The sequence below is a fragment of the Croceivirga thetidis genome, from assembly GCF_012272815.1.
Classification (GTDB): domain Bacteria; phylum Bacteroidota; class Bacteroidia; order Flavobacteriales; family Flavobacteriaceae; genus Croceivirga; species Croceivirga thetidis.
Map to the genome: position 1 here is coordinate 64,621 of NZ_JAAWWL010000003.1, position 15,883 is coordinate 80,503.

Annotated in this window: 18 protein-coding genes; 5 read left to right on the forward strand and 13 right to left on the reverse strand. The window is 37.4% G+C overall.

Annotated elements, in window-relative coordinates; genetic code table 11:
* Nucleotides 1-4: 4 nt before the first annotated feature.
* Nucleotides 5-1,279 (forward strand): sterol desaturase family protein, encoded by a 1,275-nt coding sequence (locus tag HCU67_RS15535; protein ID WP_168553589.1) that lies wholly within the window; start codon nt 5-7, stop codon nt 1,277-1,279.
* On the opposite strand, the gene HCU67_RS15540 is transcribed toward HCU67_RS15535, so the two are convergent.
* From HCU67_RS15540 to rsfS, 6 genes are read right to left on the reverse strand one after another with little or no spacing between them, the layout of a single operon-like run.
* The gene (locus HCU67_RS15540) at nt 1,263-1,529 is read right to left on the reverse strand and encodes an acyl-CoA-binding protein (protein ID WP_168553590.1); all 267 of its coding nucleotides are present in this window, start codon (nt 1,527-1,529) and stop codon (nt 1,263-1,265) included. The genes HCU67_RS15535 and HCU67_RS15540 overlap by 17 nt on opposite strands.
* 8 nt (nt 1,530-1,537) lie before the next feature.
* The gene (locus HCU67_RS15545; RefSeq protein WP_168553591.1) at nt 1,538-2,188 is read right to left on the reverse strand and encodes a phosphatidylserine decarboxylase family protein; all 651 of its coding nucleotides are present in this window, start codon (nt 2,186-2,188) and stop codon (nt 1,538-1,540) included.
* Nucleotides 2,178-2,984, reverse strand: a complete 807-nt coding sequence (locus HCU67_RS15550) for a phosphatidate cytidylyltransferase (protein ID WP_168553592.1) — start codon at nt 2,982-2,984, stop codon at nt 2,178-2,180. The genes HCU67_RS15545 and HCU67_RS15550 overlap by 11 nt, the downstream gene beginning before the upstream one ends.
* A gap of 3 nt (nt 2,985-2,987) precedes the next feature.
* Nucleotides 2,988-3,593, reverse strand: coding sequence for an LUD domain-containing protein (locus HCU67_RS15555; protein WP_168553593.1), 606 nt, complete (start codon nt 3,591-3,593; stop codon nt 2,988-2,990).
* A 9-nt stretch (nt 3,594-3,602) separates the two neighbouring features.
* Nucleotides 3,603-5,594 carry an ATP-dependent zinc metalloprotease FtsH gene (ftsH, locus tag HCU67_RS15560; RefSeq protein ID WP_168553594.1) on the reverse strand — a complete coding sequence of 664 codons (1,992 nt, stop codon included), beginning with the start codon at nt 5,592-5,594 and terminating at the stop codon, nt 3,603-3,605.
* A gap of 6 nt (nt 5,595-5,600) precedes the next feature.
* Nucleotides 5,601-5,975 carry a ribosome silencing factor gene (rsfS, locus tag HCU67_RS15565; RefSeq protein ID WP_168553595.1) on the reverse strand — a complete coding sequence of 125 codons (375 nt, stop codon included), beginning with the start codon at nt 5,973-5,975 and terminating at the stop codon, nt 5,601-5,603.
* Between the two features lie 93 nt (nt 5,976-6,068).
* On the opposite strand from rsfS, the gene HCU67_RS15570 reads away from it, so the two are divergent.
* A complete protein-coding gene (locus tag HCU67_RS15570; protein ID WP_168553596.1) occupies nt 6,069-6,791 on the forward strand; it encodes a biotin--[acetyl-CoA-carboxylase] ligase in 723 nt (240 codons plus the stop codon).
* Here HCU67_RS15570 and HCU67_RS15575 read toward each other — a convergent pair.
* Both HCU67_RS15575 and pyrE read right to left on the reverse strand, forming a co-directional pair.
* The gene (locus tag HCU67_RS15575; RefSeq protein ID WP_168553597.1) at nt 6,788-7,183 is read right to left on the reverse strand and encodes an SRPBCC family protein; all 396 of its coding nucleotides are present in this window, start codon (nt 7,181-7,183) and stop codon (nt 6,788-6,790) included. The genes HCU67_RS15570 and HCU67_RS15575 overlap by 4 nt on opposite strands.
* 7 nt (nt 7,184-7,190) lie before the next feature.
* Nucleotides 7,191-7,829, reverse strand: coding sequence for an orotate phosphoribosyltransferase (pyrE, locus tag HCU67_RS15580; RefSeq protein ID WP_168553598.1), 639 nt, complete (start codon nt 7,827-7,829; stop codon nt 7,191-7,193).
* Between the two features lie 7 nt (nt 7,830-7,836).
* On the opposite strand from pyrE, the gene HCU67_RS15585 reads away from it, so the two are divergent.
* Nucleotides 7,837-8,457, forward strand: a complete 621-nt coding sequence (locus HCU67_RS15585; RefSeq protein WP_168553599.1) for an NUDIX hydrolase — start codon at nt 7,837-7,839, stop codon at nt 8,455-8,457.
* On the opposite strand, the gene HCU67_RS15590 is transcribed toward HCU67_RS15585, so the two are convergent.
* The 5 genes from HCU67_RS15590 to HCU67_RS15610 form a co-directional block, all read right to left on the reverse strand.
* Complete coding sequence (locus tag HCU67_RS15590; RefSeq protein WP_168553600.1) at nt 8,431-10,209, reverse strand: M14 family metallopeptidase; 1,779 nt, start codon at nt 10,207-10,209, stop codon at nt 8,431-8,433. The genes HCU67_RS15585 and HCU67_RS15590 overlap by 27 nt on opposite strands.
* A 46-nt stretch (nt 10,210-10,255) precedes the next feature.
* The gene (locus tag HCU67_RS15595; RefSeq protein ID WP_168553601.1) at nt 10,256-10,666 is read right to left on the reverse strand and encodes a response regulator; all 411 of its coding nucleotides are present in this window, start codon (nt 10,664-10,666) and stop codon (nt 10,256-10,258) included.
* Nucleotides 10,659-12,491, reverse strand: a complete 1,833-nt coding sequence (locus HCU67_RS15600) for a PAS domain-containing sensor histidine kinase (protein ID WP_168553602.1) — start codon at nt 12,489-12,491, stop codon at nt 10,659-10,661. Before HCU67_RS15600 ends, HCU67_RS15595 begins: the two co-directional genes overlap by 8 nt.
* A 145-nt stretch (nt 12,492-12,636) precedes the next feature.
* Complete coding sequence (gene coaD / locus HCU67_RS15605) at nt 12,637-13,101, reverse strand: pantetheine-phosphate adenylyltransferase (protein WP_168553603.1); 465 nt, start codon at nt 13,099-13,101, stop codon at nt 12,637-12,639.
* A 33-nt stretch (nt 13,102-13,134) separates the two neighbouring features.
* Nucleotides 13,135-14,109 (reverse strand): D-alanine--D-alanine ligase, encoded by a 975-nt coding sequence (locus HCU67_RS15610; protein ID WP_168553604.1) that lies wholly within the window; start codon nt 14,107-14,109, stop codon nt 13,135-13,137.
* Nucleotides 14,110-14,182: 73 nt separating this feature from the next.
* Between HCU67_RS15610 and HCU67_RS15615 the strand changes: the two genes are divergently transcribed.
* Both HCU67_RS15615 and HCU67_RS15620 read left to right on the forward strand, forming a co-directional pair.
* Nucleotides 14,183-14,773, forward strand: a complete 591-nt coding sequence (locus HCU67_RS15615) for a PASTA domain-containing protein (protein ID WP_168553605.1) — start codon at nt 14,183-14,185, stop codon at nt 14,771-14,773.
* Nucleotides 14,773-15,798, forward strand: a complete 1,026-nt coding sequence (locus HCU67_RS15620) for an RluA family pseudouridine synthase (protein ID WP_168553606.1) — start codon at nt 14,773-14,775, stop codon at nt 15,796-15,798. Before HCU67_RS15615 ends, HCU67_RS15620 begins: the two co-directional genes overlap by 1 nt.
* The last annotated feature ends 85 nt before the right edge of the window (nt 15,799-15,883 follow it).

Below are 15,883 nucleotides of genomic sequence, written 5' to 3' on the forward strand. Positions count from 1 at the left end.
TGCTATGGAAACGTACGCGAATGCATTGTTATATGCAATCCCATTTTTTGTTGGTTTGGTGCTGTTGGAAATACTCTATGGTTATTTTATAAAAGACCAAAAACACAACGTCATGGATACGGTCAGTAGCCTAAGTTCAGGTTTGACCAATATTGTAAAGGATTCATTGGGTCTTGTCTTGGTCTTGGTTAGCTATCCTTTTTTGGTGGATAATGTGGCGCTCATAAAGCTAGAGAATACCTGGGTAGTTTGGTTTGTCGCTTTCATTGCAATTGACTTTGCTGGTTACTGGAACCATAGACTTAGCCATCACATCAATATTTTTTGGAACCAACATGTGATTCACCACAGCAGTGAAGAGTTTAATTTAGCCTGTGCATTGCGTCAATCAATTTCGAATCTCGTAGGTTATTTTGCCTTATTAATGATTCCTGCGGCCTTGCTGGGTGTCCCGAGCGAGGTAATAGCAATTTTAGCACCTATTCACTTATTCGCACAGTTTTGGTATCATACACAGCATATAGGTAAGATGGGTTGGCTAGAATATGTAATAGTAACACCTTCCCAGCATCGTGTACACCATGCAATAAATCCTGAATATATAGACAAAAACCTGGGCCAAATATTGTGTATTTGGGACCGTATGTTCGGTACTTTTCAGGAAGAATTGGATGAGGTTCCACCGCAGTATGGTGTCTTGAAACCAGCTGCAACCTGGAATCCGATTTTAATTAATTTTCAACATGTTTGGCGCTTATTCCTAGACGCTTGGAGAACTTCTAATTGGTGGGACAAATTTAGAATTTGGTTTATGCCGACAGGTTGGCGGCCAAAGGATGTTATTGAAAAATACCCCATATCTAAGATTGAAGACGTTTACAATTTTGAGCGCTATCAACCTTCGACTTCATTAGCACTGAAAGGGTATTCAATCTTCCAATTATTGGCTAACACTGCATTGATGTTGTTTATGTTCTATAACTATTCTGAAATAGGATTCAATAACCTTTTGATCTTTGCAAGTTTCGTTTTTGTTGGAATTTACGGGTACACCACGCTTATGGACCGTAAATCCTATGCCTCTTTTATTGAAGTATTTCGAGGTGTTGTTGGGTTGGTATTCCTTTACTTTATGGGTGATTGGTTTGGGTTGAATGCCTATCTATCCTGGGGAGGATATCTTGTTGGTCTTTATTTTATGGTAACCATATTTGGAGGGGTATACTTCCATACTTCCGATACTGGTTTTTCAAGATCGGAATCTATTCTTTCATCCTGATTTCAATATCAACCAGTTTTATATAGCTCTGCATAGCTTCTTCAATGCTAATGTTCTTTGCTTGAATTAAAGCGTTTGCCTTAAAGGCATTAATCAAAGGGGTTTTACTACCAGGATGGTCAAAGTTCTTATTGGCTATTTTATAGTATGCATATAATTTCAATAAGAGGTCTGCGGGTAGCGGTTCGGTATAATCGTTGACAAAGTCTACAGCTTTATTAAATTTCTTATGTAGTTTTTCGTCAATCATTTACTAAGTTAAACTTCTGCTATAGTAGTCTTGGCACCAATAACTTTTTGACCTATCTCTACAGTAATCTTACTTTCCAATGGTAAAAACACATCTACCCTAGAGCCAAATTTAATGAAACCTGCATCAGTGCCCTGAGTAACATTTTCCCCTTCTTTAGCATAATTAACTATTCTACGAGCCAAGGCACCAGCAATTTGGCGGTATAAAATATCACCAAACTTAGGAGTATTCAGGACCACTGTTGTTCGTTCATTTTCGGTGCTAGATTTAGGGTGCCATGCCACTAAATATTTACCAGGATGGTACTTTGAAAATTTTACTGTTCCGCTAGCCGCGTATCGCGTTACGTGCACATTCAAAGGGGACATAAATATGGATACCTGCCTTCTTTTTTCATTGAAATATTCGGTTTCTTCAACCTCTTCAATAACCACAACCTTGCCATCAACAGGAGCCAATATTTTGTCAAAATCGGGTGTTACAGGACGTTTTGGATTTCTAAAAAATTGTAAAATTAGAATCAAAACAACCAACACGAGTAACTGAACTGCATACCGCAACCAAACTAATCCAATTAAGTACTGTGCCGCAATAATCAATGCGACGGTTATAATAAATGTGAACAGGATTATTTTCTGCCCTTCTTTATGAAACATTTGCAAATATTTTTAATGTGAAATAGGCAAATGGAGCTGCGAAAACCAAACTATCCAACCTATCAAGAATACCACCGTGACCTGGTAAGATTGCTCCACTATCCTTCACCTTAGCAACTCGTTTAAACTTTGATTCCAATAGGTCGCCCAAAGTGCCCATAAAAACCACAACACTCGCTAAAATCAGCCATTGCATAGTATCCAATACGGCTACATATTTTGAAATTAGATAAGAGGCAACCAATGCAAAAACAAAACCACCTAAAAAGCCTTCAATTGTCTTTTTAGGAGATACGGATGGATAGAGTTTATTTTTTCCAATCAACCTACCTACAACATATGCAAAAGTATCATTAACCCAAATCAAAATGAAAATTCCGGTTATTAAATATTTAGCAAATACATCATTGCTATACGGTATTTTGGTAAGGAAAATACAACCTCCGCCGATGTAGAAAAGTGCAATAATGAATTTTTGGACTGAATTAAATGTCTTCTGTTTTGGAGAAAATAGATAGGCTAATAGCGCCAAGTTAATAGTAAGGGTAAGAACCATTAAAATGGTAACCAACATTGTGGTATCCTCCAAGAAATAGATAAATAGCCACCATAATAACAAGTATACCATGAAAATGTAATACCCTTTTAATTTGACGATTCTCTTAAATTCATAGAGACAGCCTAGGCCAAAAGCCATAAAAAGAAAGTCATAGGCATCCGTGCTCAGGAACACAGCTGAAAGCAGTAAAATAACATAGATTATCCCAGTAAGAGATCTTCGTAATAGTTCACGCATTAATCAATAATCTTCGAGCAGCAAAAGATAGATATTTTTAGACGCGCTGCCATAAGAAAGAAAATCATTTTTGTTTTCTTCGGTAAGTTGAAAGTGTTTTAAAGAGGTAATGTTGTCTGGTAGTTTTTTGAGATATTTTGTTTTAATTGCTTTTAGCGCATCACTAATCGATTCCATTAACTGACTTGTGGTGGCATAAACAATAACGTTTAAGGGTAATTCCGATAGCTTTTTTTCTTTGATTTGATTTGAACAGACCAGGATTGAGCCATCATGTGCAATTAGGTTCTCACAGGTGGTAAAAAAAACCTTGCTCTGTTTTAAGTCTGCAAAGCTCAGATTTTCTTTTTCGAATCGCTGCTGAAGGTTAGTGTCTAGCGTACTAAAGGGCTGGTTTTGCCAATCATTTTCTTCGATAATATTATCGAGTGTGGCCAATATCTCATTAAAGTTTTCGCAGTAAATGAATTTACCACCGTTTCTTTTGAAATTAACGGTGAACTTTTCATCAACGGGGAGCTTTAATTCTGGCAGGTGTTCCCCATTGGTTTCAAGCGTTTCTTTTGGAATTTTTTTGCCTCCACCAAAAAGTTTTCCAAAAACACCCATGACCAAAATTTAGGCTTTATCTTCCTCTACTTGTGCTTCTGTTTTTGTCTCTGCCCCGTTGACTTGGGTGGGTTCATTGTCTTTCTCGAAAGGCCTTTTGCCAAATATTTTCTCTAGGTCATCTTTGAAGATAACCTCTTTCTCTAGTAGGCGTTCAGCTAATTCGGAAAGCTTGTCCTTATTTTTATCAAGAAGCTTTATCGCCCTTTGATATTGTTGTTCGATTATTTTAGAAATCTCCTCGTCAATTTTCTGAGCAGTTTCTTCACTGTAGGGCTTGGTAAAACCGTATTCACCTTGACCTGATGAATCGTAATAAGTGACATTTCCAAGTTCATCATTCAGGCCATAAATGGTCACCATGGCCCTGGCTTGTTTGGTTACCTTTTCAAGGTCGCTTAAAGCGCCGGTTGAAATCTTATTGAAAATTACCTTTTCAGCAGCTCGACCGCCCATTGTTGCACACATCTCGTCCAACATCTGTTCCGGTCTAACAATCAAACGTTCTTCAGGTAAATACCAAGCTGCACCTAACGACTGACCCCTTGGAACGATGGTCACCTTTACCAATGGTGCGGCATGTTCCAGCATCCAACTTACAGTTGCATGACCCGCTTCGTGAAACGCAATGGTCTTCTTCTCTTCTGGAGTAATGATCTTGTTTTTCTTCTCTAAACCTCCAACGATTCTATCAACTGCATCTAAGAAATCTTGTTTCGAAACAGCTTTTTTCTCTTTCCTTGCGGCTATCAGTGCTGCTTCATTACAAACATTTGCAATGTCGGCACCTGAAAATCCTGGTGTTTGTCTCGCCAGGAAATCCAAATCAAGGGTCTCAGCTGTTTTGATAGGGCGTAGATGAACCTCAAATATTTCTTTACGTTCTCGAATGTCAGGTAGGTCGACGTAAATCTGACGGTCAAATCGACCTGCACGCATCAAGGCTTTATCCAACACATCTGCTCGGTTAGTAGCAGCCAAAACAATAACGTTGGTATTGGTTCCAAAACCATCCATCTCGGTTAAAAGCTGGTTTAAGGTGTTTTCGCGCTCATCATTTGAGCCTGTAAAATTATTTTTTCCCCTGGCACGACCGATTGCATCTATCTCATCAATAAATATTATAGCTGGAGATTTATCTTTCGCTTGTTTGAAAAGGTCTCTTACCCTTGAGGCACCAACCCCAACAAACATTTCTACAAAATCAGAACCTGACAAGGAGAAGAAAGGTACCTTGGCCTCACCCGCAACAGCTTTGGCTAGAAGGGTCTTACCTGTACCAGGAGGGCCAACCAATAATGCTCCTTTTGGAATTTTACCCCCTAACGAAGTGTATTTATCTGGATTTTTAAGAAATTCAACAATCTCTTGAACCTCTTCTTTTGCCCCTTCAAGACCAGCAACATCTTTAAAGGATGTGCGCGTATCAGTCTTTTCATCAAAAAGTTTAGCTCTTGACTTACCGATGTTAAAAATTTGACCACCAGCACCGCCTCCAGCACCGCCAGACATTCGTCGCATTAGATAAATCCATATTCCTATAATCAATGCGAAAGGCAACAAAGAGACCAATAAGTCTGTAAACAGACTTGATTCAGTATCGAATTTTACATCGGTATCAAGACTGTTGTTGGTCTTTATCTCATTTATGTTGTTTTCAAAAATTTCGAGCTCCCCATATGTCAAAATATACTGCGGGTTAGCACCTGTTGAGGGTATAATAGGCTTGTCGCTCACCCCCTTGTGCACATCTTTGCCCTTTGCTGATTCAGTAAGGAAAATTTTCGCTTGCCCCCTGTTTTTTATGATGTTGATTTTATCAATATCACCATTTCTCAAAAATTCGTAAAGTTCTGAGGTGGTTATTTCTTGGGTACTTGAAAAAGCTGAGCTTCCAAAAATTTGAAAACCGATGATAAGTACTAGAATTACCCCGTAAACCCACCATGAGCTAAAACGTGGTTTTTTTGGAGTCGTATTTTGATTGTTTTCTTTTGACATTCTGATTTAATTATAACTGCTCTCTACCATTGTCACCTTGGCATCACCCCAAAGGCCTTCAATATCATAGAAATCCCTGGCTTGTTTTTGAAAAACATGCACTACTACATTCACATAATCCATTAAAACCCATTCTGCGTTGTCAGACCCTTCAATATGCCATGGTTTGTCTTTGATTGCTTTGCTCACTGTTTTTTGCACTGAAGAGACGATGGCATTCACGTGAGTATTTGAAGTACCGTTGCAGATTATGAAGTAGTCGCAAACCGTATTTTCTATTTCCCTTAAATCGAGCAGGTTAATATCTAAACCTTTAACTTCTTCTATTCCGTGAATTATAAGAGAAATCAATTCATCTGCGCTAGCTTTTTGTCTCTGCATTCAACAATTTTAGGTTTCTACAAATTTATTACTTTTTTGGTTTGCGAGCTTTTGCATTTAACATTACATTTTTCGAACGAAAACCGTACTGAATTGAACATAATCAAACTTGATGCCACTGCCTCCACCAATCTGTTTTTAAAAGAATTGGCTGGTACCAACGACCTTCCTGATTTTACGGTTGTCAGTTGCTATGACCAAACCAACGGAAGAGGACAAAGAGGATCACATTGGGTAACTGAACCAGGTAAAAACTTAACCTTCAGTGTTTTAAAACACCATTCCGGCTTACAGCCCATAAATCAATTTAAAATAAACATTGCCGTTTCATTAGCGATTTATCATGTTTTAGCCCAAAATGGGCTTCAGAAAATTTTTGTAAAATGGCCAAACGACATAATGGCAGACGACAAGAAAATATGTGGCATTTTAATTGAAAATATTCTAAATGGCAGCCGTATATCCAAGTCGGTTATTGGTGTGGGCCTTAATATCAATCAGAAGGTTTTTGAAGGTTTGGAAAATGCGACTTCGATGAGTCTACAAGATGGGAGGGAATTTGATTTGGAACAAATTTTAGCTCAAATCATAACACAACTCCAGATTCAGTTTGAAACCCTTCTCGCGAATGACTTATACGAACAATATTTAAGTGTTCTCTATAGATTCAATCTTCCTTCGTCATTTATTGATCAAGAGGGAAACGAATTTTTAGGAAAAATCACAGGTATTGAAATTGACGGAAAACTTCGTATTAAGACTGAAAGCGACGGTATAAGACAGTTCAATTTTAAGGAAGTAAAAATGACCTTCTAACCAATTTTGTCCATATTCTCGGTAAGCGTTTCCATGAATTTAGTGATTGGACCCTTTATCATCATTCCCATCATAGCATTGAATTTGCCTTGAAAAGAAAGCCCAACTTCACTTTTTGAGGCTTCGAGCTCCTCAATGTCAATAGTCAAATTGAAATTAAGTTTACTACTGGCAGCCCCAAGTACAATTTTGGAATGCGGAATCTCTTCTTCTTTACGCAATACGATTTCTGGCATACCTGAGAGTCCAAATCGAAAGGTTTTTTCGTCGTAAACTTCGAATACCGATTTGTTCTCCGGCATCAATACTTCGAAATTGTTTACGTCGGTTAGGAAATTGAAAACAGTTTCAGGACTTTGGTCTACAATTTTTCGTTCTACTTCTATATGCATATTGATATTATTTCCAAGCTTGCGGATTAACCTTCCATTCAAGCAATGTTTGTACCATACTTTCTTTTATATACCCTGACTCTGAAGCAATATCGAGTAAAGTTTCATAATTACTAAGGGTATGCAATTCTACATTTTTTTCTTCAAAGTTTGCTTCCGCAATTTCGAATCCATAACTAAAGATCGCAATCATACCTTTTACCTTGGCCCCAGAATCCGTGAGGGCATTAACGGCATTTAAGCTGCTCTTTCCGGTACTTATTAAATCTTCAATCACAACAACGGTTTGACCCTTTTCAAGATGACCTTCAATTTGATTTTGTCTGCCATGTGATTTAGGTTGTGGCCGTACGTATATAAATGGTAATCCAAGAGCTTCAGCTACCAAAATACCAATACCTATTGCCCCAGTAGCCACTCCTGCAATCACATCAGGTTTTCCATACAATTGCTCGACCTGTTTGGCGATTTCTTCGCGTAAATAGTTGCGTATTGAAGGATAGGATAAAGAAATTCTATTATCACAATAGATAGGTGATTTCCATCCCGATGCCCAAGTAAATGGATTTTCGGGTTCCAGTTTTATTGCATTAATTTGTAGAAGTAGCTCTGCCGTTTTTTTGGCACTCTCGTTGTCCAAAATCATTGCGTAAATGTATAAAGTTTTTGTTAATGAGTTGCCGTTGCTTTTGACGGATAAATTACCTGAAAAATTCGATGGCAAAATTTACTCATTAAATAAAGATTCGGTTCTAAAAGCAATTGATGGCTTGATAACCAAAAAAATATCAAGTGCAATCATTTATGATTCCGACGGAGAATCATTGCTTAAAAATTTTTCCGGTATAATTCCCAAGGTTGTTGCTGCTGGTGGTAGGGTTAAAAATTCAAAGGGAAAGTATTTATTCATTTATAGGAACGATAAATGGGACCTTCCAAAGGGAAAGCTAGATAAAGGGGAAGGTATTAAAAAAGCGGCTATCCGTGAGGTTGAAGAAGAAACCGGTGTTGAAGGCCTTAAAATTGAATGTTTCTTGGCAACTACGTATCACATTTTTAAAAGATCTGGTCAATACCGACTGAAAGAAGTGCATTGGTTTGATATGACTAGCGATTATTCGAACAAACTCGTACCCCAATTGAATGAAGGAATTACCAAGGTAAAATGGAAAGGACCAAAAAAGACCCAGAAAGCGCTACAGAATTCTTACGTGACTATTAAAAGCTTATTTGAAATTGAAAGCGCATCAGTTCAAAATAGCCTCAGCTTCTGAGCCCTTGAGAATGCGAAAGACCGGATAGGCCTTATAGGCGTTTTCCTTGTATTTGGAATTATTTCGAATCCATTGGAGTTGGGTAAACCAATTTGAAGCGAAATCCGGTTCCACTTCTTTTTTTTGCAAAAACTCAATTTTAAGTTCCTCGTCTTGCATCAGAATTTCGAGCGCTAAATCTTCGAACACATAGGGGGAGAAGCCCTCTTTTTGTTGCAATATGGTATCGAAAAAATTCCAGTTAAAAAAGGAATCAGGGGCAATAGGTTCTAGCGTTTCAAGGAGATAGCGTAAGCCCTGTTGATTGGTTTTTACCAAATAATCACCTGCAGAAAATTTAACCTCTTTAAGGTTGGATGTTACTTTTGTTTGATAATGCGGATAATGCCCCTCATAAGGATTGGAATATGTTTTGTAAGACTCGATTGTATACGATTCTACCGAGAGAATGGTGTCTGATTCCAATTCTTCATATTCTATTTTATTTTCTTTTAATCGTTCCATTACCGCATGCCATCCTTTTTTAATAATATAGGCTGCAGGTATGTCAACAGTGTCCTTTGGGTTGAAATAATTCTGAAAAACAACCTCTTTTTCATAGGGCATATCACGATTATATTTTATTCTTGATAATCCTGTGACCTCACTGGTCAAGGTATCCAACTCATAACCTTCAAAGTTCAAATAGCTTGATTTCGTGGTATCGATTTGAAAATTAAAATAATACTCTTTTGCTTCTAGCTGTTCTTCAAACGAATTGGTTCTTAGTTCAGTGATTCGTTTATAATCTTTGTCAACAATATCCACTAAATCCTTCATTAGCTGATAATTTCCCTCTACCCTTTGTTTGTAAGGTTTCAACATATGGGTTTCCACCATTAAACCCAAGGTATTCCATAGGGTTGTGTAGCCAGTTGAATATCTCGGGTTGTCCAAAAATTGTGAAAAACCGAATTCGGGCGACCTATTGAAAACATTTACATATGGCGTAATAGACCATCCTGAAGCGTCCAATTTTTGCTCTAAAGATGGGCGAAGTACCGTTTCTAGATACGTACCTAATTCTCCACCCAACTTATTGTGTTGCGTAAAAAGATGGGTCAAGGTGTATTGATAATCTGCACCATTACTCACATGATTATCAATGAAAACGTCTGGCTTAATAAGATGAAAGATTTCGGCAAAACTTCTGGCATTTTTGGTATCAGCTTTGATGAAATCCCGATTTAGATCATAGTTTTGGGCATTGCCCCGAAAACCGTAGGCTTCGGGTCCATTTTGATTTACTCTTGATGTGGTATTTCGGTTGAGCATACCCCCAATATTGTATGCGGGAATCGTAGCAATAACGACGTTTTGCGCATTGTCAATAGCGCCTTTGGCAAAATCCCTAAACAGCATCATTGTTGCATCTATGCCATCGCTTTCACCAGGGTGTATACCATTGTTCACCAAAATTATACCCTTATTCTCCCTGATATTTTGAAAGTTAAAATCGCCATCCTTATTGAAAGTAACTACATGTAATGGGAAACCGCTATCGGTTTCGCCCATGCTCTGAATATTGATTTCAGGATAATCTTTTGCTAAATTCACATAAAAGGCAATAACCTCTTCATAAATTCCGGTTTCCTTGCCTTCAGTAATTTCGAATTTGGTGGTGAATGAAGGAAACGTTTTTTCCTCTTTGGTTTCACAAGAGGATAGTAGTAGTAAACATGCAAGTAGACTAAAGCCTAGATTATTTGACATGAGAGCGATTTTGTGATTGACCGCTCAAAAGTAACGAATTAGACCTTTAGATCATTCGATGTTCATTGACCAGATCTTCATATTTTAATTTTAAAATAGGCTTACTCATAAAATTGAGGATGTGCTTCGTTTTCGCCTTAAAATATTGGAACCGGTCGCTATCTGCCGGGTCTATTGATGAGGTGAGAATATTAACTACCGTCCTTTTTTCAGAGGGAATTTTTATGTACTGCTCTAGAAATTCCCATCCGTCCATTACAGGCATGTTGATATCCAAGAAAATGCAATCTGGCAATGGTTCTTTGGCGAATTGAAGTTGCTCAACTTTTGCGAATGCCGTTTCACCATTTTTAAAACTATGTAATTGGCAATCCACGTCACGATTTAGAATTTTTTTTAGTCCAAATGTGGTAATGGGGTCGTCATCGACTATAAATATGTTGAGGGTTTCATTCATTAAAACAAAGTGTAAAGGTGCTTCCTACATTGACCTCGCTCTCCACAAAAATGTCACAATCCATGGCCTCTGCCTGGTTCTTACATATATATAAACCTATTCCTCTGGCATCAACATTATTATGAAAGGTTTTATACATGCCAAACAATTTCTTTTTATGCCTGGTCAAGTCTATACCCATGCCATTATCTCTTACATGAATTAACGTAATTCCTTTACTTTTTTCCACCTCAATTACAATAACAGGGCTTCTGTCAGGATGTTGGTATTTAACGGAATTGGTAATAAAATTGATAAGAATGTTTTCTACATACTCCGTAACACCTTTTATTTCGAAATTTTTGGGAACAAAGTTTTTAATAGTGGCGTTATTGGTTTTTAAAAAACTACCTAATATTCGTTGTACTTGATTTATTTGGCTACCCAAATTAATCGTAGTTTTTTTCAGGCTAACCTTGTCTTTTACGCTGAGAACCTGATTTAAGTTTGACAATGCTTCGGTAAGCCCATCAGAGGCATCCAACAACATTTCAATAATTTTCTCTTTTTCCTCTTCATCTTTTTCTTGGGTAAGAAAATTCAAAAGCATGGTAAAGTTTGCCGTGTGTGAGCGTAGGTTGTGAGAAATTATATGGGTGAAGCTTAATAGCTTTTTATTCTGTATTGCTGTAATGTTGATCAAGTCTTTTAACTGATCTTCTTTTCGCTTAAGGTTTGAAATGTCAATACTTATCCCTAACAGTCCCCAAACTTCATCAGTTTCATCTGCGAGAGGAATTTTTGAAGTCAGGAAAGTTGTTACTGAGCCATCTTTTCTAACACTAATGGTCTCTCTACCTAAAATCGGCGACTTGGTTCTTAAAACTTCCAGATCCTCATTTCTTGATATTTCGGCTGTTCTTGAATCGTAAACATCAAAATCATTTTTACCGATAAGATTTTCCGGTTTATAACCTAGATAATTGCACTCAGCTTTATTCACCAATAATTTGCGGGACATGGTGTCTTTTATATAGACATTTATAGGAAGGTTATTTACTAATGTGTTTAGTAGTTCCTCGCTCTGTTTGGTCTTTTTTTCTGCTTTTACCTGAGCGGTGATGTCTTGAAATGTGCCAATTAGTTTGGTTGGTTTACCTCTAGTAAAAAAGGCTTTTCCTGAAGCCAGAACCCATTTCTCATTTCCTTTGGCCGTGACTATTTGTAGTTTTTCACTGTAGGGAATGTTCTTTTCAATGGCACGGTGAACCAACATTGCCATTTTGTTTCTACTGTATCCTATTTTATAAAAGTTGATTCCTTCCTCCAAGGTAGGTTCGTAGTTTTCATCAACTTCATGAATCTTTCTGGTCATTTCGGACCATGTCGGTTTGTTACTTTTTAAATCAAGCTCCCATGTCCCGATTTTTGCTATCGTTGATTGGGCTTTTAATAAAGACTCCATCTTTTCATATCGGAGTTCTTGCTCAAGTAGTTCAGAGATATCTTCTATTTGAACAATCATGCCGATGGTCAACTGGTTTTCGTCATACCAGGGACTCATATGAAATTCAAAGACTTTTTCGTCAGAAAGATTTTTTAATTGTTGGTGTCTAAATTCTTGATGGCCGTCTAAGCAAAAGGACATGGCCTTGACCCAGTTTTGTTTCTCTTCTGGAAATAGTTCAATGATATTGGCACCAATTACTTGGCTGTATTCCACATTAAAGTGTCGTAGCCAATGGTTGGAAGCATCTACAATTTCGAAATTACTTGCAATGAATCCTATTGCCGTAGGTAGCTGACGAATTAGGTTGCTCGTAGTGGATTGATGGGCGCCTTGCATATAATTGTAGGAAATTTCATATAAAAGTATATGTAATTACGGTCAAGGCCTTTAAATTGTTGTGAAGGCATCTGAATTTGTGGTTAAAATCGATTAAATGCTTCCAAGAGAAGTTGAAATGTCGAAAAACGGTTGTGAAATGCAATTAATTCGAAGTTGAAACTACAACCGTAGGTGGTACCAACCCAGTATAATCGCCTCCATTTCTTATAACGTCCCTAACAATCGAAGAACTTATATAGGATTTGCCCGAAGACGTTAATAGAAATACGGTTTCAATTTCAGATAATTTTCTATTGGTATGTGCAATCGCTTTTTCAAATTCAAAATCAGCTGGATTTCTTAATCCCCTCAAAATGAAATCAGCATCAATGCTTTTGCAAAAGTCAACTGTCAGCCCTTTATAGGTTACTACTTTGATTTTTGGTTCATCTGCAAATGCATCTTCGATGAATTTTTTACGTTCTTCTAGCGTGAACATGTATTTTTTATCCGCGTTGATTCCGATAGCGATGTACAATTCATCAAACAAGGTGACGCCCCTTTTTATTATATCAAAATGACCAAGGGTCAATGGGTCGAAAGAACCGGGAAAAATTGCACGTCGCATAGTTTAATTTATGATTTTAAAAATAACCAAATTCTAGGGTATTGCTGCTTCAATTGCACTTTCAAATAATTCCGATAGTGAAATACCGGCCTCCGCAGCTTGCTGCGGTAGTATACTTTCTTCGGTTAATCCAGGAGTAGTATTTACCTCTAACAAGTAAGGAACATTCCCAACAAAGATGAATTCGCTTCTCGAATAACCTTTTAATTGAAGTGTTTCGTAAATTTTTTTTGCGAGCGTTGAGACATTTATTCTTCTTTCTTCTGAAATCCTAGCAGGTGTTATCTCTTGTGATTGTCCAAGATATTTTGCTTCATAGTCAAAAAAGTCATTTTCACTTACAATTTCCGTTATGGGCAATACTTTAGTCTGTCCTTTCATTTGTATTACTCCTACTGATACTTCAGTACCATCTAGAAAGGACTCGATTAAAATTTCATCATCTTCTTTGAATGAATTCTCTATCGCAGAAGAAAGTTCTGAAATTTTATAAACTTTTGAAATTCCAAAACTGCTCCCAGCGCGATTGGCTTTTACAAAACAGGGTAATCCGACCTTTGCAATGATTTCTTCGGGCTTAATGTTATCTCCCTTATTGAGATAAAAAGAATTGGCACAATGAATACCATAGGGTTTTAGAACACTTAATAAATCACGTTTGTTAAATGTTAATCCAGCTTGATACGCATTACACGATGTATGGGGAATGCCCAACAATTCAAAATAAGCTGCCAAAATTCCATCTTCACCGGGTGTGCCGTGTATGGCATTAAATACACAATCAAATATTATTTTTTGATTCTTGTGTTGAATTGAAAAATCATTTCGGTCAACAGGTGATTCCGCACCATTTTCTTCAAGATGAACCCATTTTTCTTTTGTAATGTGAATTAGGAATGAATTGAATTTTTTAGCATTCAAGTGTTTTTTTACAACCCTGGCACTTTTTACTGAGATATCATGTTCACTGCTAAAACCGCCCATAATAATGGCAATATTCTTTCCCATTTCATCTTAAATATGCGAGCAAAATAATTAAAAAAGGTCGCTTTTTCTATATTTGTCGGGCTAAGCTTATGGAATGGTAAAATTCTTCAAATTTTTAAAAAGCAAGGTTTTTTGGATACAATTGCTAATTGCATCACTACTTTTTGTGCTTTTGGTATTTCTGGTGTTAGGGTGGTTGAAGAGCTACACCCACCACGGTGAATTTGTCGAAGTGCCCGACTTCTCTAAAATGTCGGTAATGGAGATGCGCAAAAAAGCTGAAGATTCCGGATTACGATATGAAATATTGGATTCTACGAATTACAATCCGGATTATCCAAGATTTTCAATATTGGAGCAGAACCCGCCAGCAGGTAGTAAGGTGAAAACCAATCGCAAGATTTACTTTACTGTAAATCCTTCTGGTTACAAAAAGGTTACCGTACCAAGGATAATCCAAGTAACCCGTAGAAATGCAACAGCAATGCTAAGGGCTGTTGGTCTTGATGTACAAAGGGTAACCTATCAAGATGAACTAGGAAAAGACATGGTGTATTACATAAAGTTCAAGGGTAAAGAAATAAGCCCTGGAGACCGAATTCCGAGAACTTCTAAAGTTGAATTGGTCTGTGGTAATGGTAATATTCCCAACAGTGCCATAATCAAGGCAGAATCTCAAAACTAATGTCAGATTCTGATTCATCTGAACTTTCACAAGAAGACCTCTTTGAACATTATAGCTTCGAGGCCTCAAAAGGCCAAGAACCTTTAAGAGTAGATAAGTTTTTGATGAATTTCATTGAAAATGCTACGCGTAATAAAATTCAGCAAGCAGCCAAGAATGGCCATATTTGGGTCAATGATACTCAAGTAAAACAGAACTATAGGGTAAAGTCTGGAGACAAGGTTAAGGTACTTTTTGAACACCCACCTTACGAGTTTTTATTGACACCTGAAGATATTCCACTTGATATCGTTTTTGAAGATGATGAATTATTGGTTGTCAACAAGCCAGCAGGTATGGTCGTGCATCCAGGTCATGGAAATTATTCAGGCACCTTGATCAATGCACTGGTACATCATTTTCAAAACCTTCCTAAAAATAGTAATGAACGACCAGGTCTTGTTCATCGTATCGACAAGGATACATCCGGTCTACTTGTTGTTGCCAAAACAGAGCATGCCATGGCTCATTTGGCACAGCAATTTTTTGACAAAACGAGTGAACGGGAATATGTAGCACTGGTTTGGGGAAATGTTACCGAAGAAGAGGGTACCATAGAAGGGCATTTGGGTCGTAATCCTAAAAACAGGTTGCAAATGATGGTTTTTCTTGAAGGTGAACAAGGTAAAGATGCGGTGACCCATTATAAGGTATTGGAGCGTTTGGGTTATGTTACTTTGGTTTCATGCAAGTTGGAGACCGGGAGAACACACCAAATCAGGGCTCACATGAAATTTATTGGCCATACACTTTTCAATGATGAGCGATATGGTGGACATAAAATTTTAAAAGGAACTACATTCACGAAGTACAAACAATTTGTTGAGAATTGCTTTAAGCTTCTACCTCGCCAGGCTTTGCATGCAAAAACCCTTGGTTTTGAACACCCGAAGACAGGGGAATTTCTACGATTTAATTCTGAAATTCCAAATGACATGTTGCAATGCATTGAAAAGTGGCGAAATTATTCCAAGCATTCCCAGTAATATAATTAATGTTGATTGTGGTATTGAAAACCTCAAACATTACCGTTGTACGGCTATGATTTTAGACCTTATTTTTGCAACCAAA